Below are 20,395 nucleotides of genomic sequence, written 5' to 3' on the forward strand. Positions count from 1 at the left end.
CCGGCGTGCCGGTTCCATAACCGCGACCGCTACCGCCGCCCCCACCACTACCAACGCCGGAAAGCCGGCAAAGACCGCTGGACCTTCACCTACACCGGACGAACCACCGGACCACGCATCAACCACCCCACGCGAACATGACCAGCACACCCAGCCGGAACCGACGCCGGAAGGCCCGGCAAACGCCGCCGACCGGGGATGACTCCTGCCCCGAGCGCGGAGACGAAGACGTCAGTCAGTGAGGATCGCCAGCTTTGGGAAGTCTCCTGTGTGCCAGGTGGAGCCGGAGGCCGTGACGGCGAAGGCCTCGAAGCCTTCCAGTTCTCGGACCCAGTCGCGGGCGGCGTCTCCCATGGCGAAGGCTGCCGTGGCGTACGCGTCGGTCATGGTCAGGCTCTCTCCGATCAGCGTGATGGAGGCGAGCGCCGTCGCGGGGCGGCCGGTGTGGGGGTCGACGATGTGCGCGCCGCGCTCGGCCGTGCCCGAAGTGGCGACCGCCAGATCGCGCCCCGTCACCACGGCGGCGAGCTCGCCTGGACGCAGGGGATGGGCGATGCCGACCCGCCAGGGACTGCCGGAGGCGGCGGATCCGGTGAGCCGCACGTCGCCGCCGCCGTTCACGCAGTGGTTCGCCGCTCCCGCCCGCGTCAGGATGCGTGAGGCCCGTTCGATCGCCCAGCCCTTCACGACGGCCGACGGGTCGAGACGGCCGCCGGGGTGGGACGTGAAGTATCCGCGGGACACGCGCGACGCCTCGTCACACAGGCGCAGGACCTCCGCGACCTCCGGTGGGCAGCCGGCCAGGGTGATCTCACCTCTGTCCAGCCGGCTGACCACGCTCTCCGGCCGGTAGGTCGAGAATGTCTCGTCGACCCGGTGTAGCCACTCCACGGCCTCGGCGATGGCAAGTTCGACGCCTTCGAAGCCACCGTCCCGGACGTCGAAGGAGAAGACGGTGCCCATCACATGCTCGACATGTCGGGTCACAGGCCGGCCCGGTCGAGCGCGCTCTGCAGGGACTGGACGTAGCCGTCGCTTGTGTAGGTCGCGCCGGAGACCGTGTCGATCTGAGCGGACTGGGCGGCCAAGGCCTCCTGATCGAGGATCGGCAGTGCCTCGCTGTTGATGCTGAAGTCCCTGCGGCTCTCCTGCGGGGCCTGGAGGACCTGCACTCCCGTGATCTTCGCGTCGGAGAGTACGAGCTGCACCTGAACGGGACCGAACCGTGTGTCGGCGACAGCGCCGCCGACGACCTTCTCGCCGGCCGTCTCGCCCAGGCTCGCGCCGTCGCCAGACCAGCTTCCCGGGCTCGCCGTGACCTTCGGTGCGGCCTTTCCGGCGCCCGACGCCGTGCCCTTGCCCTTGTCTGTGCCCGAGGCCGTCCCCTTACCCGTGCCCGTGCCCTTCTTGCCGGACGTCGCCGGAGCCTCGGCCTGACCGTTCGCGTCGCCGGCTGGAGGGTCCGACACGACGCCCGGGCGTTCCGCGGCCGCAGTGACGTTGTGGGGCTTGAAGGACAGCAACAGCACAAGGCCGGTGGCGGTGACGATCACGGCGAATATCGCTCTTCGCATGGGCGCCCTTCAGAACTCGAACGATTCGTGGTGGATACGACGGCGGGGCACGCCCGCGGCCCGGAGCGCGGGGATCACACGGCCGGTCATGCCGGTCGGCCCGCAGACGTAGACATCGTGGTCGGGCAGGTGGGGGACCAGCGCCGTAAGCGAATGAGGAGTGAACGGGTCGCCCACCACGCTGCGGGGCCCGACGCAGTAGAGGAGCCCCGTGCCCCGTCTCGCGGAGATCTGCTCAAGTTCGGTACGGAACACCAGGTCCTCGGACGTCCGGGCACGATAGAGCAGCGTCAGGTCGCCGGGCGCCGCGGGGATCGACTCGAACAGAGCCCGCAGCGGCGTGATGCCCACTCCTCCGGCGATCAGAAGCACCTTGCGCCTCGTACGGCGTCTCGCGGTGAACGAGCCGTACGGCCCCTCCGCGAGGACTCTGGTCCCCGGGCGTATCCGGGCCAGCCCCCTGCTGTGGTCACCCAGGTCCTTCACGGTGATCCGCAACTCGCTGCGGCGGGGGGCGGCCGACAACGAGTAGGGATTGGCCGACCACCACAGTCCGCGGGTGAGAAACCGCCAGCGGAAGAACTGACCCGGCTCGATCTTCAACTTGTCGAGGCGGCGCCCGGCGATGTGGATCGAGATGACCCCTGGAGCCTCCTCGATGACCCGGGTCACCGTGAACCGGTGCAGCAGGGCTTGCCGTATCGGGGTGAGGAACCGGTACCACACCAACACCAGGGCGACCCCGATGTAGAGGGCGTACCACGCGAGCTGAGCCGGCCGGTTCCCGATGAACTCGTTGCCGTCGGCCAGAACGTGCCCGAAGGCCAGCCATGCGGCCAGGTAGGTGTAGAAGTGCAGGTGGAACCAGGTCTCATAGCGCAGTCTCGGCCTGATCGCCCGGGCGGAGACGATCCCGACACCGACCAGGAGAAGCACGGCCACGGTGGCCTTGAGCACGTCGGGGTAGGTCAGGTTCAGCGTGACGGTCTCGCTGACGACGCCGGTGCCGTCGGTCACCGCGTAGCCCCAGATGATCAGAAGCGTGTGGCTCACCGCCAGGCACACGACGTATCGCCCGCCCATCGAGTGCCAGCGGGCGAGCCGGTCGGAGCCGACACCGTGCTCCAGCACCGGGATGCGTGCCATCAGCGCGAGCAGCACCGTGATCGCGTACCCCGCGAGCAGACCGGTGATCCGGCCCGCGCCGGTCAGCCATCCGTCCAGGCCCACCACGGCCGGGGTGTTCGCCCACCACAGTCCCAGCACCGCCACGGCGCCCGCACCGATGGCCGAGATCGCGGCGGCCGGGATCGCGCCGGTGGTCATGTCGCCGGTCATGCCGGCGGTCATGTCGCTGCTCACGTCGCTGGTCATGTCGCCGGGCGCGTCGGTGATCACGCGAACGCCTCCCTTCTCGGTTGAACCGTCGAGCCGTCTCCGAGCGAGAGCCTGGCTCGCCGGAGTGCCTGTCGGATCACCACCGTGCCACCCGAACCTCTGAGTTGCCCTTGAAAAGGGGCAAAACGGATTATTCATAGGATTCTCAGAGACAACACAGAGAGTAGGCAGGGTGACCAGGAAGGACCCTTAGAGGCCATGCAGCCCGTTTCCCTCCCGCTTCCGAAGGTGCTCCGCCCCGACGGCACCCCTGTCAGGGTCCTCGTCGTCGATGACGAGCCCGATCTGGTCGAGGTCCTCAGCGCGGTCCTGCGCTACGAGGGCTGGGATGTCCGTGCCGCCGCTGACGGCCTGAGCGCCGTGACCGTGGCCCGCGACTTCCGGCCGGACGCGGTGCTGCTCGATGTGATGCTGCCCGACATCGGCGGTCTCGAGGTGCTCCGGCGACTGAGGTCCGAGGCGCCGCAGGTGTGCGTGCTGTTCCTCACCGCCAAGGACGCCGTGGAGGACCGGATCGCCGGGATCACCGCGGGCGGCGACGACTACGTGACCAAGCCGTTCAGCCTGGAAGAGGTGCTTGCCCGGCTGCGGGGGCTGCTGCGCCGCGCGGGCATGGCCCAGACCGCGGTGGGCACCCCACTGGCGGTGGGGGATCTCGTGATGGACGAGGACGCGCGGGAGGTGACCCGTGGCGGAGAGTTCGTCGAGCTGACTCCGACCGAGTTCGAGTTGCTGCGCTTCCTGATGCGCAATCCGCGCCGGGTGCTCAGCAAGGCGCAGATCCTGGACCGGGTCTGGTCCTATGACTTCGGCGGTCAGGCCCATGTCGTCGAGCTGTACATCAGCTATCTGCGCAAGAAGATCGACGTGGGCCGCCCGCCTCTCATTCACACGGTCCGGGGTGTGGGATACGTCCTCAGACCACCGGAAAAGCCATGAAGCCCTTGAACGCCATGAAGTCCTTGAACGCCGTGAGGCCACGCACGCTTCGGGCCCGTCTGGTGGCCGGAGTGCTCGTGTTGCTCGCACTCGCCTGCGCGGCGGTCGGCGTGGCGACCTCTCTCGCGCTCAGGGGGTTCCTGCTGCAGCGGGTGGACCAGCAGTTGTCGATGACGGTCGGCAGGTTCGCCGCCAGCCTGGAGCACCACGATGAGAACGGCGAAGACGGGGACAGCAGGGGGCAGTCGCGAGGCACGCTCGGAGTCCGCCTCGTGGGCGGGCACGTGACCGACGCCGCCGTTGTGGCGTCCGGGACCGTGCGCCTGACCCTGTCCGCGGCCGACGCGTCCGTCCTGGCCGGTGTGCCGCTTGACGGCAAGGCCCACAGCGTGGACTTGACGGTTCTCGACGACTATCGCGTGATGGCCGTCGCCGGCGCCGACGGCGACGTTCTGATCAACGGGCTCCCGATGGAAGGCGCCAACGCCACGCTTCACCGTCTTCAGCTCGTCGAGGCCGTCGTCTTCGCCGCTGTCATGGTGGGCACGGGGGTCGCCGGCACGATCTGGGTACGGCTCTCGCTCCGCCCCTTGCAGCGCGTGGCGGCCACGGCCCGGCGGGTGACCGAGTTGCCGCTGGCCAGCGGGGAGGTGGAGCTTCCCGAGCGGGTGCCGTACGACGACGACAGGACCGAGGTCGGGCAGGTCGGCGGGGCCTTCAACCGCATGCTCTTCCACGTCGGCGACGCGCTGGCCAGGAGGCACGCGAGTGAGCAGCGGATGCGCACGTTCGCGGCCGACGCCAGTCACGAGTTGCGCACGCCGCTCGCGACCGTCCGTGCGCACGTCGAGCTGGCCCGGAGGGACGCCGCCCCCGTTCCCCCTGCCGTACGGCACGCCCTGGAGCGGATCGACGCGGAGTCCGCCCGGATGCGGTCGCTCGTCGACGACCTGCTGTTGCTGGCCAGGCTCGACGAGGGCAGGCCGCTGGCCCGGGACGAGGTGGACCTCAGCCGCCTGGTCATCGACGCGACGGGAGACGTACGTGTGTACGGCCCGGGCCACCGGTGGCGGCTGGAGCTTCCAGAGGAGCCGCTGACGGTGACCGGGGACGTCGACCGGCTCCACCAGGTCGTCGCCAACCTGCTCGGCAACGCCCGGCTGCACACTCCGGAGGGCACCACTGTCACCGTCGCCCTCCGGGTCTCCGGCACGGGGGAGGCCAGGAGGATCGAGCTGACCGTGGCCGACGACGGGCCGGGCATCCCGGAGGAGCTGCAGAAGGAGATCTTCGAACGCTTCGTCAGGGTGGACAAGGCCCGTTCGCGGGCGTCCGGCGGCAGCGGCCTCGGCCTGGCCATCGTCCGGGCGGTGGTCGCCGCCCACGGAGGGACGGTCGACCTGGAAAGCCGTCCGGGTCGTACGGTGTTCCGCGTGTTCCTCCCGGCCAGGGATCCGGCCGTTTCTTGACCGAAACTTTCATCTCCCTCCGGGTGGGTTAGGGCTCCGGTCTGCGGGTAGGCCGCACCCCATCGCTGGAAGGGAGGCATGTCATGACCGACCAGATGATCAGGCAGACCGAGACGCCGTCGACCGGCGAACTGGTGCGACGCCTTTCCGAGGACGTCTCCCGGCTCGTCCGAGACGAGCTGCGCCTGGCCAAGGCGGAGATGACCCAGAAGGGCAAGCAGGCGGGCCGGGGCGCGGGGCTGTTCGGCGGGGCGGGAGCCATGGCCTTCTACGGCGGGGCCGCCTTGGTGGCCGCCGCCATCCTCGCTTTGGCGCTGGTGCTGCCCGGATGGGCGAGCGCGCTCGCCATCGGCGTCCTGCTGCTGATCGTGGCGGCCGTGCTGGGCATGCTCGGCAAGGGACAGGTGTCCCGGGCGACGCCGCCGACGCCCGGCCGGGCGATTCATGGGATCAAGTCCGACATCGACGCCGCGACACCGCACAAATCGTATCGATGATCCGCGGGGGTCATCCGAATACGATTCCAGTGTGACGGTGCATGAGGCCCGGATCGGGCGCTACTACGAGGATTTCGTGGTCGGAGACGTCTACCAGCATCCCCTCGGCCGGACCATCGGCGAGGCGGACAACACCTGGTTCACGTTGCTGACGATGAACACGAACCAGAACCACTTCAACGCTCATTTCGCGGCCAACGCGCCGGTCGGGCGGATCATCGTCAACTCCGGCCTGTCGGTGGCGATCGTGCTCGGGTTGTCGGTCATCGACGTCAGCCAGACCGCGATGATGAACCTCGGCTGGGACGAGATCAAGCTCACCCATCCCGTCTTCGTGGGCGACACGCTCTACGCGGAGTCGATCGTGATCGAGGCGCGGGAGTCCAGGTCGCGGCCGTACGCCGGCATCGTGACGTGCCGGACGCGCGGGCTCAACCAGGACGGCGACGAGGTCATGTCCTGGCGCCGTTCCGTCATGGTCTACCGGCGGGACGCGCCGCACGACAAGGGCTACTTCCCGCGCGCCAAGACCGGCCCGCTGGAGGCGTGATGGACTTCGAACTGAACGAAGACCAGCGGCTCTTCCAGCGGACTCTCCGGGAGTTCGTCGAAAAGGACATCGTGCCGGTCGCCTCCGAATGGGAGCGGTCCGGGCGCTACCCCGCGGAGATCGTCGAACGGTTCCGCCAGATGGGGCTGTTCGGCATCACGGTCCCCGAGGAGTACGGCGGGCTCGACCTCGACCGGGTGTCGTTCGCCCTCGTCTTCGAGGAGATCGCCCGGGGCTGGATGGGGGTGGCCGGCATCCTCGGCTCGCACTCGCTCGCGACCTGGATGATCGCCCGGCACGGCACCGAGGAGCAGCGCGCCCACTGCCTTCCCGACCTGGCCACCGGTGCCCGCCGTACGGGGATCGCCCTGACCGAGCCCGGCGCGGGGACCGACCTGCAGGGCATCCGCACCCGCGCGGTCAGGGACGGGGACGAGTACGTCATCAACGGCACGAAGACGTGGATCACCAACGCCCGGCACGCCGACCCGCTGCCTGTGCTGGTGAAGACCTCCGAGGAGACCCCCGCGCACCGCGGCATGTCGGTGCTGCTCGTCGACGGCTCGCGGGAGGGCCTCACGATCAGCAGGGACCTGCCGAAGCTCGGCTACAAGGGCACCGAGACGTGCGAGGTGGTCCTGACCGACGTGCGCGTCCCCGCGTCCTGCCTGCTCGGAGGCGTGGAGGGGCGGGGGATGCAGCAGGTGTTGTCGGCGCTCGAGCTCGGCCGCATCAACATCGCCGCGCGGGCCGTGGGCGTGTCCCAGTGCGCCTTCGACGCGGCACTGGGCTACTCGCGGCAGCGGCAGGCCTTCGGCCAGCCGATCGCGGACTTCCAGGCCGTCCAGCTCAAGCTGGCCGACATGGCCACCGAGATCCAGGCCGCCCGGCTGATGACCTACTGGGCGGCGGTGCGGTCGGAGGCGGGCGCCGTCGCCAGCGAGGCCGCCATGGCCAAGTACTTCGCCTCGGAGGTCGCGCTCAAGGCGACGATGGAGGCGATGCGGATCCACGGCGGCTACGGCTACTCCCAGGAGTTCGTGGTCGAGCGCCTCTACCGCGACGCGCCGCTGATGGCGATCGGCGAGGGCACCAACGACGTGCAACGGCTGGTGATCGCCCGGGCGCTCGTCCAGGGCACCGCCACCCTCGGCTGGTGATGGACAATACCGAGATGCCGAATGCGGGGCCGTACGTGCCCGGATGCCTGTTCTGCGAGATCGCGGCCGGGGAGCGGCCGGCCCATGTGGTCTTCTCCGACGAGATCGCGGCGGCCTTCCTCGACGCCCGGCCGGTGTTCAAGGGCCATGTGCTCGTCGTCCCCCACGGGCACATCGAGACCTTGACCGACCTGCCGGTCGAGGTGGTGGGCCCCTTCTTCGAGCGGGTCCAGGCCGTCGCGCGGGCGGTCGAGGAGGGCATGGAGGCCGCCGGCTCCTTCGTGGCCATGAACAACCGGGTCAGCCAGAGCGTCCCGCACCTGCACGCCCATGTCGTCCCCCGCAACCGCAAGGACGGCCTGCGCGGCTTCTTCTGGCCGCGCATGAAGTACGCCGACGACGCGGAGGCCGCCGAGATCGCCGACCGCATCCGGGCGGCGCTCAAAAAATCTACATCGTAAAGGACCGCGCATGGACGTCCTCCGCACCCCCGACGAGCGCTTCACCGGTCTCCCCGGCTTCCCGTACGAGCCTCGCTACGCCGACGTGGGCGACGGGCTGCGGATGGCGTACGTCGAGGCGGGTCCCGCCGACGGGCCGCCGGTTCTGCTGCTGCACGGCGAGCCGAGCTGGTCGTTCCTCTACCGCCACGTCATGGAGAAGCTCGCCGCGGCGGGACTGCGGGCCGTCGCGCCCGATCTCATCGGCTTCGGCCGGTCGGACAAGCCGGCACGGCCGGAGGACCACTCCTACGCCCGTCACGTGGAGTGGACCCGCGCGCTCGCCTTCGACGTGCTCGACCTGCGCGGCGTGACGTTGGTCGGGCAGGACTGGGGCGGCCTGATCGGCCTGCGGCTCGTCGCCGAACATCCCGGCCGGTTCGCCCGGGTCGTCGCGGCCAACACGGGTCTGCCGACCGGCGACATCCCCATGCCGGAGGTCTGGCACCGCTTCCGGGAGGCGGTCGCCACCGCGCCCGTCCTCGACGTCGCGAGGTTCGTGCAGTCCGGCTGCGCCACGACGCTCTCCGACGACGTACGGCGGGCCTACGACGCGCCCTTCCCATCGGAGGAGCACAAGGCGGGGCCGCGGGCCATGCCGGGGCTGGTGCCCATCACGCCGGACGACCCGGCGTCGGAGGCCAACCGGGCGGCCTGGGCCACGCTGACGACTCTGGACCTGCCGTTCCTGGTGGCCTTCTCCGACGGAGACCCCATCACGGGCGGGATGGCGCCGATCCTGAAGAAGTCGATGGCGGGAGCCGCCGGGATCGACCACCCCGTCATCAAGGGCGCCGGTCACTTCCTCCAGGAGGACGCCGGTCCCGAGCTGGGGGAGATCGTGGCGGCCTTCGTACGCGAGTAGGCTCCGGCGGCGTGGAACCGCTCGTCGCCGCCCTCGTCGTCGTGGCACTCATCGCGGTGCCGGCCATCGTTCTGTGGCGGGTCCTGCGCGGCCGCCGCGACCTCGGGAGCAGTCCCGCCGAACGGGCCACCTTCGAGACCCTGCACACGGCGTCGCTGGCCGCACCGCCCCTTCGGGCCGGGCTGACCCCCGCGGGGGCGCTCAAGGCGTCCCGCCACCTGCGCGAGCTGCTCGGCTCGCGCGCCGTCGCCATCACCAACGGCGAGGAGCTGCTGGTCTACGACGGCGCGGGGGAGCACCACGCGCGGGAGGCGTTCGCCCACGCGGCGGAGACGTTGGAGGACGGCCGCACGCAGGTGCTCGCCCTCGACTGCGGGCTGCCGGAATGCCCGATCCGGCAGGCCGTGGTGGTCCCGCTCACCACGGACGACCGGGTCATCGGCTCGCTGGCGGCGTACGGCGACCACACCTCGGCGGGGCTCGTCCGGGCGGCGCAGGAGGTGGCCCGCTGGGTCGACTCCCAGCTCGAACTGGCGGAGCTCGACCGGTCGCGGACCATGCTCATGGAGGCGGAGGTTCGGGCGCTGCGCGCGCAGATCTCGCCGCACTTCATCTACAACTCGCTCACCACCATCGCGTCCTTCGTCCGCACGGATCCCGAGCAGGCGCGGGAGCTGCTGCTGGAGTTCGCCGACTTCACCCGTTACTCGTTCCGGCGGCACGGCGACTTCACGACGCTCGCCGAGGAGCTCCGGTCGATCGACCGCTACCTCACCCTCGAACGGGCGCGCTTCGGCGACCAGCTGCAGGTGACGCTCCGCGTCGCGCCCGAGGTGCTGGCGGTGGCCGTGCCGTTCCTGTGCCTGCAGCCGCTGGTGGAGAACGCCGTACGGCACGGCCTGGAGAGCAAGCCGGGCGTCGGCCACGTCACGATCATCGCCGAGGACGCCGGAGCCGAGTGCGGCATCACCGTCGAGGACGACGGCATCGGGATGGACCCTGAGCACCTGCGCCGCGTGCTCGCGGGGGAGGACAGGTCGGGCGCCGGCGGCATCGGCCTGGCCAACGTGGACGAGCGGCTGCGCCAGGTGTACGGCGACGAGTACGGCCTCGTGGTCGAGACCGGCCATGAGGCGGGGACGAAGGTGACCGTGCGCGTCCCCAAGTACCACCCCGGAGTCTCGGTCCACTGAGAGGGCCACCGAGAGGGTCACTGAGAGGGCCACTGAGCGGGCCACTGAGAGGGGCCGTGCGGGCTCCACTGTGATCCGGTCGTGATGGCGGGAAGCGTTGACTTTCCGATGTCCGGGTCATCACTCTCTAGGGGATTCGTCGGTGAGAGGGGTGGAGCTTGACCGGCCTCCGGGTCCTGGCGGTGGACGACGAGCAGCCCGCTCTGGAGGATCTGTCGTACCTGCTGCGGGCGGATCCGCGCATCGGCGACGTCCTGACGGCCCGTGACGGCGCGGCGGCGCTCAAGCTGCTCGACCGGGCGATCGCGGACGGGCGGCCGGTCGACGCGGTCTTCCTCGACATCCGCATGCGCGGTCTGGACGGCGTGGTGCTCGGCCGCCTTCTCACGCAGTTCACCAGCCCGCCGAAGGTCGTGTTCGTGACGGCCTACGAGGACCACGCGGTCGACGCGTTCGAGCTCAAGGCCGAGGACTACCTGCTCAAGCCCGTCAGACCGGAACGCCTGACCGAGGCGATCCGGCGGGTGTGCGGGAACCGCGACGTCAGCGAGGCGGGGCCGCGGGCCGACACGATCCCGGTCGAGCTGGGCGGCGTGACCAGGTTCGTCGCCAGCACCGAGGTCAGGTACGTCGAGGCCCAGGGCGACTACGCCCGGCTGCACACGGCGACGGGAAGCCATCTGGTGCGCATCCCGCTCGCCGCGCTCGAGGAGCGATGGGCGTCCGCGGGGTTCCTCCGGGTCCACCGCAGCCACCTCGTCGCGGTCAAGCACATCGAGGAGCTGCACATCGACTCGGGCAAGTGCGTGGTGCGGGTCGGCGGGGCCGAGATCCCGGTGAGCCGCCGTCACACCCGTGAGCTTCGCGACCTCCTCGTACGGCGGGCCCGCAAGGTCAAGCGGGAGGACGCGGAGTGACAGAGCGATGACCGGCAAGCCGCGAAGGGTCGTGGTGACCAGCCCCCGGACGGCCGCCGCCCGCAGGCCGCGCCATCCGCTGACCCGCGAGATCGACGAGCAGACCCGTCTCGGCGAGGTCTACATGCGCTCGCTCGTGCGCACGCAGTTCCGCCTCGCACTGTTCGTCTGCACCCTGCTCGCCTGCCTGGTCGGCGGGCTTCCGCTGCTGTTCCTGCTGGTCCCCGACCTGCGCTCGGCCCAGTTGCTGGGCCTGCCGCTGCCGTGGGTCGTGCTCGCCGGGCTCATCTACCCCGCGTTCATCGCGGGCGCGTGGCTGTATGTGTGGCAGGCCGAGCGCAACGAGCGTGACTTCGCGGACCTGGTGGAGCGCCAGTGAGCATCGCCGCCATCGTCGTCGTGGCGCTGGCGACCATCCTCATCGGCGCGTTCGGGATCCGGATGTCCCGCACGACCTCGGACTTCTACGTCGCCTCGCGGACGGTGTCGCCGCTGTGGAACGCGTCGGCGATCGGCGGGGAGTACCTGTCCGCGGCCTCCTTCCTCGGCATCGCCGGCCTGCTCATCACCTACGGCGCCGACATGTTGTGGCTGCCGGTCGGCTGGACCGGCGGCTACCTCGTGCTGCTCGTGCTCGTCTCGGCGCCGCTGCGCCGTTCGGGGGCCTACACGCTGCCCGACTTCGCGGAGGCGCGGCTGGAGTCGATGGCGGTCAGACGGGTCTCCAGCGTGCTGGTCGTGCTGATCGGCTGGTTCTACCTGATGCCGCAGATCCAGAGCGCCGGGCTGGTCTTCCGCACGATCACGGGCGCGCCCGAATGGGCTGGAGGTCTCGTGGTCGCCGCCGTCGTCGCGGCCAACGTCCTTTCGGGCGGGATGCGCTCGATCACGTTCGTCCAGGCGTTCCAGTACTGGCTGAAGCTCACCGCGCTCGCCGTGCCGCTGGTGTTCATGCTGCTCGCGTGGCGGTCCGACGGGTTCCCCGGCCTGCCGCCCGGCGATCCGTGGGCGCTGCCGCTGCACGGCCGGGAACATCCCCTCTACGAGACCTACTCGCTGATCCTCGCCACGTTCCTCGGCACGATGGGCCTGCCCCACGTGCTCGTGCGCTTCTACACCAACCCCGACGGCCGCGCGGCCCGCCGTACGACCCTGGTCGTGCTGACGCTGCTCGGCGCGTTCTACCTCATGCCCGCGATCTACGGCTACCTCGGCCGGGTGTACGGCCTGCCGGCGACCGACACGGTGGTGTTGTCGCTGCCCGGGCGGCTCATCGGAGGCATGGGAGGCGACCTGCTGACCGCGCTGATCACGGCGGGGGCGTTCGCCGCATTCCTGTCCACCTCGTCCGGGCTGACCGTCTCGGTCGCGGGTGTGATCGCGCAGGACATCCTGCGGGGAGGCGTGCGCTCGTTCCGGGTGGCCACGATCCTCGCGGTGGTCGTGCCGTTCGCGCTGGCGGGCACGGCCAGGTCACTGCCGGTGGCCACCGTGGTCGGACTGGCCTTCGCCGTCGCCGCGTCGTCGTTCTGCCCGCTGCTCGTGCTGGGCATCTGGTGGCGGCGGCTGACGACGGTCGGCGCGATGTCCGGGCTGCTCCTCGGAGGCGGCCTCGCGTGCGCCGCCGTACTGGCGACGATCACCGGCGGGCCGGACACCGGCTGGATGGGGGCGCTGCTGTCCCAGCCGGCCGCGTGGACGGTGCCCGTCTCCTTCACCGTGATGGTGGTCGTCTCCCTCCTCACGCAGTCGCGGGTGCCGCCCGGCGTCGCCCGCACGATGGTCCGCCTGCACACCCCGGAGACGCTGAACCTCGACCGCGGCGACTGGCGGCCGCGTTCCCTCTGAAGCCCACACTGACGGTCACACTGACGGTCGCTCATGACGCGTTCCTGACGGGGCGACTGCCGTTCGGCGCGTGGAACCGACCTCTCGTCGCATGCGGTGCTCGCGCGAACGAGCGGCCGGTACGGCTGGGCGACGGGACGGCGCCGGGGTCTCGTAAGGAGGGGACCGCGCTCCTACGTTGAGGTGATTCAGATCACTGTCGAAGGAGGGCATGTGACCGTACAACACGACTCATCGGTCTACGAAGAGATGCAGGCCAGTGAGCAGTTCCAGGAACTGCGTCGCCGGTACCGTTCCTGGGCCTTCCCGATGACCGTCGCGTTCCTGGCCTGGTACCTGCTCTACGTGGTGCTCTCGGGCTTCGCCCGGGGCTTCATGGGCACCAAGCTGCTCGGTGAGATCAACGTCGCGCTGGTGTTCGGCGTGCTGCAGTTCGTATCCACGTTCCTGATCGCCTGGGCGTACTCGCGCCACGCGGCCGGCAAGCTCGACCCGCTCGCCGACGAGCTCCGTGCCCAGGTCGAGGAGAAGACCCCGTGAAACACGAGACGCTTGCCACCATCCTGTTCCTGGTGTTCGTCGCCGGAACCCTGGCGATCACCTTCTGGGCCAGCCGCAACACGAAGACCGCCACCGACTACTACGCCGGAGGCCGCTCGTTCAGCGGCGTGCAGAACGGCCTGGCCATCGGCGGCGACTACATGTCGGCCGCGTCGTTCCTCGGCATCGCCGGGATCATCGCGCTGTCCGGCTACGACGGGTTCCTCTACTCGATCGGCTTCCTCGTCGCCTGGCTGGTGGCGCTGCTGCTCGTCGCCGAGCTGATGCGCAACTCCGGCAAGTTCACGATGGCCGACGTGCTCGCGTTCCGGATGTCCCCGCGTCCGGTCCGCACGGCCGCCGGGGTCTCCACGATCGTCGTCAGCATCTTCTACCTGCTCGCGCAGATGGTCGGCGCGGGCGCCCTCGTGGGCCTGCTCCTGGGCATCACGTCGGATTCGGGCAAGGTGTGGACGATCATCGCCGTCGGCCTGCTGATGGTGGTCTACGTCGTGATCGGCGGCATGAAGGGCACCACCTGGGTGCAGATCGTCAAGGCCGTCATGCTGATGACCGGCGCCGCCCTGGTGACGCTGCTCGTCCTGGGCAAGTTCGGCTTCAACCTGTCCAGCCTGCTCGGCGACGCCGCCACGCAGAGCGGCAAGGGCGACGCCTTCCTCAACGCCGGTCTCAAGTACGGCACCGAGGCGCAGGGCATCTGGGGCAAGATCGACCTGATCAGCCTGGGACTCGCGCTCGTGCTCGGCACGGCCGGCCTGCCGCACATCCTGATCCGCTTCTACACGGTGCCGACCGCGAAGGACGCCCGCAAGTCGGTCATGTGGGGCATCGGCATCATCGGCGTCTTCTACCTGCTGACCCTCGTCCTCGGTTTCGGCGCCGCGGCCGTGGTCGGCTCGGAGAAGATCGCCGCGGCGAACGCGGCGGGCAACACGGCCGCGCCGCAACTCGCCGAGGCCATCGGGGCGGACATCTTCGGTGAGGTGGGCGGCACGATCCTGCTCGCGGTCATCGCCGCGGTCGCGTTCGCCACGATCCTCGCCGTCGTCGCCGGCCTCACGCTGGCCTCGTCGTCGAGCTTCGCCCACGACCTGTACGCCCACGTGTTCAAGCGGGGCGAGGTCACCGACAAGGAGGAGGTGCGGGTCGCGCGGATCGCCGCGTTCGTCATCGGTGCGATCGCGATCGCCCTCGCCATCCCCGCCCAGTCGCTCAACGTCGCCTTCCTGGTGGCCCTGGCCTTCGCGGTCGCGGCCTCGGGCAACCTGCCGGCGATCCTCTACAGCCTGTTCTGGAAGAGGTTCAACACCGCCGGCGCGGTTTCGGCGATCTACGGCGGTCTGATCTCGGCGCTCGTGCTGGTGATCTTCTCGCCGGCCGTCTCCGGCGCGAAGACCGCGATGTTCCCCGACGTCGACTTCCACCTGATCGAGCTGTCGAACCCCGGCATCTTCTCGATCCCGATCGGCTTCCTGTGCGGCTACCTCGGGACGATCTTCAGCAAGGAGTACAACGCCTCGAAGTACGCCGAGATCGAGGTCCGCTCGCTCACCGGCGTCGGCATGGAGAAGGCGTCGGAGCACTGATCGGGCACTGAACAGGCACTGATCAGGAGCTGACCGGCGCTGAGCCGCTGCGGCTCTCTCCCGGTGAAGCCCGGCCGCGACCCCTCCCGCGGCCGGGCTTCTCCGATTTCGCCCGGTTTTGCAGGATCCACTGTCTATTGCGTCATGGTGTTGAGGCCCCAGGTCCGGATATCGTCTGGCCCGTGGACGACCCGCTCGAACCCGCCAAGGCGAGGACCCGCATCCTCGACGCCGCTGAGGAGTTGTTCGCGGACGGCGGCTACGACGCGACGCCGACGGCCAGGATCGCCGAACTGGCCGGCGTTCCGAAGGGCCTGGTCTTCCACTACTTCCCGCGCAAGATCGATGTGCTGGTGTCGCTCGTCGACGAGCGCACGCTGGTGACCGAGGAGGACGTGGAGGCCGTCCCCGGAGACGCCGCGGGCACGTTGTCGAAGCTGGCCCGCATGCTGCCGCTGCGGGCGTCCCCCGACATGCGGCGCATCCTGTTCCGTGAGGCGGACACCCACCGCTCCGTGCGGGACCGGCTCGGGCGGCTGAACGCCGAGATCATCAGGCGGGCCAGGTTCGCCCTCGAACTCGCGCTGCCGGGCAGCAGGGGCGACGCGGCCCGGCTGGAGGCTGCGGCCGCCACGTTCGCCGCCGTCCTCCTCTACCAGGAGAGCCTCTGCCTGCTGACCGGCCACCACATCGACCCGGACGCGGTGGCGGAGCTCATCGCCCACGCCCTGGGCAGAGCGGGCTGAGGAGCGTCTAGGCCGGGATCTTCTCTCGCATCGGAGGGGCCTGCCCGGGTACGGCCGCCGCCTCGTTCTCCTCGACGGCCTCCTCGACGGGCTCCTCGGCCGGCTTCTCGGCGGGCTTGTCGGCGGGCTTGTCGACCAGGGCGAGCAGTTCGTCCATCGCCTCGCGGAGATGGCCGATGACGTTCCAGACGTCCGGCACCCGGCTCGGGCACGCGACGACGCCGAAGTCGAGGCGACCGTCGTAGGACATGCAGGTGACGCTGATCCCGCCGGTGACGTCGGTGACCACGGACATCGGGTGGTAGGACAGCAGCCGCGCGCCGCACATGTACAGCGGGGCCCGCGGTCCGGGGACGTTCGAGACGATGAGGTTGACCCCCGTGCCGGCCATGCCCGCCAGGCGGAACAGCGCCGGGGTGGCCAGGGCCGAGAACGCCGCGGGGAACATCGCGCAGACGTCGGTCAGCCAGGTCCTGCGGGACAGCGCGAAACGCCGCTTGGCCGCCGCCATGGTGGAGCGGACGGTGGTCAGGCGCTCCTTCGGGCACTCGACGTGGGTGGCCAGCGGCGTGATCATCGCGGAGATCTGGTTGCCGATCGTCTCCCCGCCGCGAGCCGTGCGGACCGCGACGGGCACGGCCGCGACCAGCGGCCGGTCAGGCAGCGCGTCGTGGGCGGCAAGCCAGCGCCGCAGCGCCGACGAGCACAGGGTCATCACCACGTCGTTGGAGCTCATCCCGAACGAACGGGCGACGGTCCTGACCTCGCTCATCGGGATCGAGCCGTACGAGAAGGCACGCTCGGCGGAGATCGGGCCGTTGAACGGCGTGCGCGGAGCGGCGAGGGGCGGCAGATCGGGGAGCGGCCTGTCGTCGCCCGTGATCCGCCGTGTCAGCTCGGCCATGAACCGCGCGCCCGGCAGCGCGGCCACGACGGGGATGGCGTCGAGGTCGGCGGCGGCGCGCGCGATCGAGCGCAGCGTCTCGACGGGCTGGGTGATCGACCGGGCGAACGCGCCCGCGAGCATCGGCAGGAGTCCCGGCTCGGCCGCCGGGGCGGCCTCGGGCGGGGCCTCGACCAGGCGCGGCTCGGGGGAGGGGTCGAGCAGCGAGGAGAGGATCTCCGAGCCGGAGACGCCGTCGATGGCGCAGTGGTGGACCTTGGTGTAGACGGCCACCCTGCCGCCGGGCAGGCCGTGGATCAGGTGCAGCTCCCACAAGGGGCGCCCGCGGTCGAGCCGCCGGGCGTGGATCTCCGCCACATGCGCCGCGAGTTGCCGGTCGTCGCCCGGCGCGGGGAGGGTCGACTCATGGACGTGGTCCTCGAGGTCGAAGTCGGCGTCGTCGATCCAGTAGGGCCGGTCGAGCCCGAAGGGCAGCCCGGCGAGCCGCTTCCGCAACGGGGGCGCCAGATGGATCCGCTCACGCAGCAGGCTGATCAGGCACTGCCTGGTCACGGTGCCCGACGGCGCCGACGACGGGTCCAGAATCGCCATGCCGGCCACATGGGCGGCCGTCGTGCTGGACTCGACGCTCAGGAACTGCGCGTCGAGTGCCGTCAGCTGGCGCATGGTCATCCCCCCTGCTCGCTTCCGGAGTGTGACCATAATGGCGGCAGAGAGTTACCGGGACATTACTCAGGCATCTCCGGGAGATTCCTTCAGCGCGACGCGCTCGATCTCGCGTCGTCCGCGAACCGTCCGCCTAGCTGACTGCCGATGACATTCCCCGATCCCGTCGATGGAATGACCCGTGATGTCGTATCGGTGTCGTATGGCCTGCGCAAAACCTCACGATCACGGCCGGTCGAGGTAGGCCAGCAGGCGCTCCAGCGGCCAGGTGTTCACCACGTCCTCGGTCGTCAGCCAGGCGCGTTGCGCGATGCCGATCCCGAACCTCTGGTGGGCGAGGTGGGGGATGGCGTGGGAGTCGCTGTCGATGGAGAACTTCACGCCGTGGTGGCGCGCGAGCCGTACGAGATCGGAGGGGAGGTCGGCCCGGTCGGGGTAGGAGTCGATCTCCATGACCGTGCCGGTGCGCGCGGCGGCGCGGAAGACCGCGTCCCAGTCGGCGTCGACCGGCGGGCGCTTGCCGATCTTCCCGGTGGTGGGGTGGCCGATGATGTGGACGTGCGGGTTCTCGCACGCCGTGATGAAGCGGCGGGTCATCTCCTCACGCGACTGGCCGAAGTGCGAGTGGACGGAGGCGACGCAGACGTCGAAGCCGGCGAGCACGTCGGCGGGCCAGTCGACCGAGCCGTCGGGTGCGATGTTGAGCTCGGTGCCGTGCAGCAACCGCATGTCCGGATACCGCCGTTGAAGGTCGGACAGGCGGGCGCGCTGTTCGAGGGCCTTGTCCAGGGTCATCCGCTGCATGGCCAGGTCCGGCGCGTGGTCGGTGACGGCGTAGTAGGCGTATCCGCGTGCCGCGCCCGCCGCCACCATGTCCTCCAGCGAGGCGATTCCGTCCGTGAGGTCGGTGTGGGTGTGCAGGTCGCCCTTGAGGTCCTCGAGCGTCACCAGGCCGGGGAGCTCGCCGCGCAGGGCGGCCTGGACCTCGCCGCCGTCCTCGCGGAGCGTCGGCGGCACCCACGACATCCCGAGCGCCCGGTAGACGTCCTCCTCGGTCTCGGACGCGATGACCTGGTCGTCGGCGTCGAACAGGCCGTACTCGGACAGCTTCCAGCCCTTCTTGACGGCCATCTCCCTGATGCGGATGTTGTGCTGCTTGCTGCCCGTGAAGTACACGAGCGCCGCGCCCCACGACTCGGCGGGCACCACCCTGAGGTCGACCTGGATGCCCCGGTCGGTCCGCACCGACGTCTTGCGCTCGCCGTGCGCGATCACCTCCGTGACGTACGGCTGTCGCACGAAGGTCTCCATCAGGCCGGCCGGGCCGATGGCGAGGACGTCGATGTCGCCGATGGTCTCCTTCATCCTGCGCAGGGATCCCGCGAAGGCGATCCGCTCGGCGGGGAGCGAGGCCATCACCCGCTCGGCGACGTCCATGGCGATGCCGAGGTGGACCCGCCGCCCCGACTGCTCCATCTGCTCGATGCCCTTGAGCAGGTTCTCCTCGGTCCTGGCGCCGAATCCCCTGAGCCCGGTCAGCCGTCCGGCCCTGATCGCCTCGGCGAGCGCGTCCGGGGAGTCGATGCCGAGCTCCTGGAACAGGAACAGCGCCTTCTTGGGCCCGAGCGACGGGACACGGGTGAGCCTGCGTACGCCGTCGGGCACGCGGCCGCGCAGGTCGTCGAGCTGGCGGAAGCTGCCCCTGGCGAGGAACTCCTCGACCTTCTTGGCGATCGCCTCGCCGACGCCGGGGATCTTCCTGACGTCGGTGCTCCTGAGGTCCTCGGGGAAGCCCGCGATCGACTTCGCGGCCTTCTGGTAGCTCCGCACGCGGAAGGCGTCGCCGCCCGTCAGCGCGAACAGGTCCGCGTACTCCTCGAGCGCCGCCGCGGCCTCGTCATTCGACCGTCCCATGGAGATCAGCGTACGGCCTGGACCCGCCGGCCCGGGGGGATCCCCGGGCCGGACAGGCTCCTCGGCCGGAAGGAGCGGCCGGTCAGAACTGCTGGGGCCGCGTCTGGTACGGCTCGTCCAGGAAGGAGATCTCCTTGTCGGACAGCGTGAGGCCCACCGCCGCGATCGCGTCGTCCACGTGACGCTCCTTGGTCGCCCCGATGATCGGAGCGACGACGCCGGGCCGGCTCAGCAGCCAGGCCAATGCGACCGTCGCGGAAGAGGTCCCGCGTTCCGCGGCGGTCTGCGCGACCCGTTCCAGGATCTCGGCGTCACCGTACCCGCCGTAGAGCTGCTCCTGGCGTGCCCCGTCGCCGACCTGGCGCGTGGTGTCGGCGGGCGCGCCCGCGCGCGCGAGCAGGCCGCGGGCGAGAGGGCTCCACGGGATGAGCCCCACCCCCTGGTCGACGCAGAGCGGGATCATCTCCCGCTCCTCCTCCCGGTGCAGGAGGTTGTAGTGGTCCTGCATGCTCACGAACCTGGTCCAGCCGCCCCGCTCCGCGACGTGCTGCGCCTTGGCGAACTGCCAAGCCCACATGCTCGACGCCCCGATGTACCTGGCCTTGCCCGCGCGGACGACGTCGTGGAGCGCCTCCATCGTCTCCTCGATGGGCGTCTCCGGGTCGAACCGGTGGATCTGGTACAGGTCGACGTGATCGGTGCCGAGCCGGGTGAGCGAGGCGTCGATCGCCGAGAGGATGTGCTTGCGGGACAGGCCGTAGTCGTTCCTGCCGCCGCCCATCGGGAAGTAGACCTTGGTGGCGAGCACGTAGTCGTCGCGGCGCGGGAAGATCTTGCGGAGCAGGTTGCCCGTTATCTGCTCGCTGACGCCCCCCGAGTACACGTCGGCGGTGTCGAAGAAGGTGACGCCGCCGTCCGCAGCCTTGCGGACGATCGGTTCCGCCTGCTCCTCGCCGAGCACCCAGCCGCCCCATGTGTCGGGGTCGCCGTAACTCATCATTCCCAGGCACACCCGGGAGACCTTCATTCCGGTGGAGCCGAGCCGTACATAGTCCAATATCCACACCTCCTCCGGACATCTCACCACGATCAAGGCCGAGAGGCGCGC

20 protein-coding genes are annotated in these 20,395 nt (G+C 70.1%); 14 read left to right on the forward strand and 6 right to left on the reverse strand.

The window, feature by feature from the left end; translation table 11 throughout:
• Positions 1–231: 231 nt before the first annotated feature.
• The 3 genes from Pph01_RS28900 to Pph01_RS28910 are packed head-to-tail and all read right to left on the reverse strand — an operon-like array spanning position 232 to position 2,972.
• Complete coding sequence (locus tag Pph01_RS28900; RefSeq protein ID WP_239117093.1) at positions 232–987, reverse strand: FAD:protein FMN transferase; 756 nt, start codon at positions 985–987, stop codon at positions 232–234.
• On the reverse strand, positions 984–1,574 hold the full coding sequence (locus Pph01_RS28905) for an FMN-binding protein (RefSeq protein ID WP_204076328.1): 591 nt from the start codon (positions 1,572–1,574) through the stop codon (positions 984–986). The genes Pph01_RS28900 and Pph01_RS28905 overlap by 4 nt, the downstream gene beginning before the upstream one ends.
• A gap of 9 nt (positions 1,575–1,583) precedes the next feature.
• On the reverse strand, positions 1,584–2,972 hold the full coding sequence (locus Pph01_RS28910; protein ID WP_239117094.1) for a ferredoxin reductase family protein: 1,389 nt from the start codon (positions 2,970–2,972) through the stop codon (positions 1,584–1,586).
• 198 nt (positions 2,973–3,170) lie between these two features.
• Between Pph01_RS28910 and Pph01_RS28915 the strand changes: the two genes are divergently transcribed.
• The 14 genes from Pph01_RS28915 to Pph01_RS28980 all read left to right on the forward strand — a co-directional run bounded on the left by Pph01_RS28915 (position 3,171) and on the right by Pph01_RS28980 (position 15,803).
• Positions 3,171–3,911 (forward strand): response regulator transcription factor, encoded by a 741-nt coding sequence (locus tag Pph01_RS28915; RefSeq protein ID WP_275412880.1) that lies wholly within the window; start codon positions 3,171–3,173, stop codon positions 3,909–3,911.
• Positions 3,912–3,925: 14 nt separating this feature from the next.
• Entirely contained in the window at positions 3,926–5,380 is a 1,455-nt protein-coding gene (locus Pph01_RS28920) for a sensor histidine kinase (protein ID WP_204076329.1), read from the forward strand.
• Between the two features lie 83 nt (positions 5,381–5,463).
• On the forward strand, positions 5,464–5,877 hold the full coding sequence (locus tag Pph01_RS28925) for a phage holin family protein (RefSeq protein WP_239117095.1): 414 nt from the start codon (positions 5,464–5,466) through the stop codon (positions 5,875–5,877).
• Positions 5,878–5,908: 31 nt separating this feature from the next.
• A complete protein-coding gene (locus Pph01_RS28930) occupies positions 5,909–6,427 on the forward strand; it encodes a MaoC family dehydratase (protein WP_204076330.1) in 519 nt (172 codons plus the stop codon).
• Positions 6,427–7,587: an acyl-CoA dehydrogenase family protein gene (locus tag Pph01_RS28935; protein ID WP_204076331.1), complete on the forward strand. Its 1,161-nt coding sequence runs from the start codon at positions 6,427–6,429 to the stop codon at positions 7,585–7,587. Before Pph01_RS28930 ends, Pph01_RS28935 begins: the two co-directional genes overlap by 1 nt.
• The gene (locus Pph01_RS28940; protein WP_239117111.1) at positions 7,587–8,048 is read left to right on the forward strand and encodes an HIT family protein; all 462 of its coding nucleotides are present in this window, start codon (positions 7,587–7,589) and stop codon (positions 8,046–8,048) included. Before Pph01_RS28935 ends, Pph01_RS28940 begins: the two co-directional genes overlap by 1 nt.
• 10 nt (positions 8,049–8,058) lie before the next feature.
• Complete coding sequence (locus Pph01_RS28945) at positions 8,059–8,952, forward strand: haloalkane dehalogenase (protein ID WP_204076332.1); 894 nt, start codon at positions 8,059–8,061, stop codon at positions 8,950–8,952.
• 11 nt (positions 8,953–8,963) lie between these two features.
• Positions 8,964–10,145: a sensor histidine kinase gene (locus Pph01_RS28950; protein ID WP_204076333.1), complete on the forward strand. Its 1,182-nt coding sequence runs from the start codon at positions 8,964–8,966 to the stop codon at positions 10,143–10,145.
• Between the two features lie 158 nt (positions 10,146–10,303).
• Positions 10,304–11,062: a LytR/AlgR family response regulator transcription factor gene (locus tag Pph01_RS28955; protein ID WP_204076334.1), complete on the forward strand. Its 759-nt coding sequence runs from the start codon at positions 10,304–10,306 to the stop codon at positions 11,060–11,062.
• Positions 11,063–11,069: 7 nt separating this feature from the next.
• Positions 11,070–11,441: a hypothetical protein gene (locus Pph01_RS28960; RefSeq protein WP_203956131.1), complete on the forward strand. Its 372-nt coding sequence runs from the start codon at positions 11,070–11,072 to the stop codon at positions 11,439–11,441.
• Positions 11,438–12,910, forward strand: a complete 1,473-nt coding sequence (locus Pph01_RS28965; protein ID WP_204076335.1) for a sodium/solute symporter — start codon at positions 11,438–11,440, stop codon at positions 12,908–12,910. The genes Pph01_RS28960 and Pph01_RS28965 overlap by 4 nt, the downstream gene beginning before the upstream one ends.
• 213 nt (positions 12,911–13,123) lie before the next feature.
• The gene (locus Pph01_RS28970) at positions 13,124–13,450 is read left to right on the forward strand and encodes a DUF485 domain-containing protein (protein ID WP_239117096.1); all 327 of its coding nucleotides are present in this window, start codon (positions 13,124–13,126) and stop codon (positions 13,448–13,450) included.
• Positions 13,447–15,057, forward strand: coding sequence for a monocarboxylic acid transporter (locus Pph01_RS28975; RefSeq protein ID WP_204076336.1), 1,611 nt, complete (start codon positions 13,447–13,449; stop codon positions 15,055–15,057). Before Pph01_RS28970 ends, Pph01_RS28975 begins: the two co-directional genes overlap by 4 nt.
• 182 nt (positions 15,058–15,239) lie before the next feature.
• Positions 15,240–15,803 carry a TetR/AcrR family transcriptional regulator gene (locus Pph01_RS28980; RefSeq protein WP_204076337.1) on the forward strand — a complete coding sequence of 188 codons (564 nt, stop codon included), beginning with the start codon at positions 15,240–15,242 and terminating at the stop codon, positions 15,801–15,803.
• A gap of 7 nt (positions 15,804–15,810) precedes the next feature.
• Here Pph01_RS28980 and Pph01_RS28985 read toward each other — a convergent pair whose 3' ends face one another.
• The 3 genes from Pph01_RS28985 to Pph01_RS28995 form a co-directional block, all read right to left on the reverse strand.
• Positions 15,811–17,379: a WS/DGAT/MGAT family O-acyltransferase gene (locus Pph01_RS28985; protein ID WP_308441925.1), complete on the reverse strand. Its 1,569-nt coding sequence runs from the start codon at positions 17,377–17,379 to the stop codon at positions 15,811–15,813.
• A 219-nt stretch (positions 17,380–17,598) separates the two neighbouring features.
• The gene (gene polX / locus Pph01_RS28990; RefSeq protein ID WP_204076338.1) at positions 17,599–19,287 is read right to left on the reverse strand and encodes a DNA polymerase/3'-5' exonuclease PolX; all 1,689 of its coding nucleotides are present in this window, start codon (positions 19,285–19,287) and stop codon (positions 17,599–17,601) included.
• A gap of 82 nt (positions 19,288–19,369) precedes the next feature.
• Positions 19,370–20,344, reverse strand: coding sequence for an aldo/keto reductase (locus Pph01_RS28995; RefSeq protein ID WP_204076339.1), 975 nt, complete (start codon positions 20,342–20,344; stop codon positions 19,370–19,372).
• Positions 20,345–20,395: the final 51 nt, after the last annotated feature.

Source organism: Planotetraspora phitsanulokensis, from assembly GCF_016863295.1.
Lineage (GTDB): Bacteria > Actinomycetota > Actinomycetes > Streptosporangiales > Streptosporangiaceae > Planotetraspora > Planotetraspora phitsanulokensis.

Bases quoted from the DNA above. Each gene is read 5' to 3' on its own strand.
- Pph01_RS28945 (WP_204076332.1), top strand. From the start codon at position 8,059: ATGGACGTCCTCCGCACCCCCGACGAGCGCTTCACCGGTCTCCCCGGC.
- Pph01_RS28960 (WP_203956131.1), top strand. From the start codon at position 11,070: ATGACCGGCAAGCCGCGAAGGGTCGTGGTGACCAGCCCCCGGACGGCC.
- Pph01_RS28940 (WP_239117111.1), top strand. From the start codon at position 7,587: ATGGACAATACCGAGATGCCGAATGCGGGGCCGTACGTGCCCGGATGC.
- Pph01_RS28935 (WP_204076331.1), top strand. From the start codon at position 6,427: ATGGACTTCGAACTGAACGAAGACCAGCGGCTCTTCCAGCGGACTCTC.
- Pph01_RS28915 (WP_275412880.1), top strand. From the start codon at position 3,171: ATGCAGCCCGTTTCCCTCCCGCTTCCGAAGGTGCTCCGCCCCGACGGC.
- Pph01_RS28985 (WP_308441925.1), bottom strand. From the start codon at position 17,379: ATGACCATGCGCCAGCTGACGGCACTCGACGCGCAGTTCCTGAGCGTC.
- Pph01_RS28920 (WP_204076329.1), top strand. From the start codon at position 3,926: ATGAAGTCCTTGAACGCCGTGAGGCCACGCACGCTTCGGGCCCGTCTG.
- polX (WP_204076338.1), bottom strand. From the start codon at position 19,287: ATGGGACGGTCGAATGACGAGGCCGCGGCGGCGCTCGAGGAGTACGCG.
- Pph01_RS28905 (WP_204076328.1), bottom strand. From the start codon at position 1,574: ATGCGAAGAGCGATATTCGCCGTGATCGTCACCGCCACCGGCCTTGTG.
- Pph01_RS28925 (WP_239117095.1), top strand. From the start codon at position 5,464: ATGACCGACCAGATGATCAGGCAGACCGAGACGCCGTCGACCGGCGAA.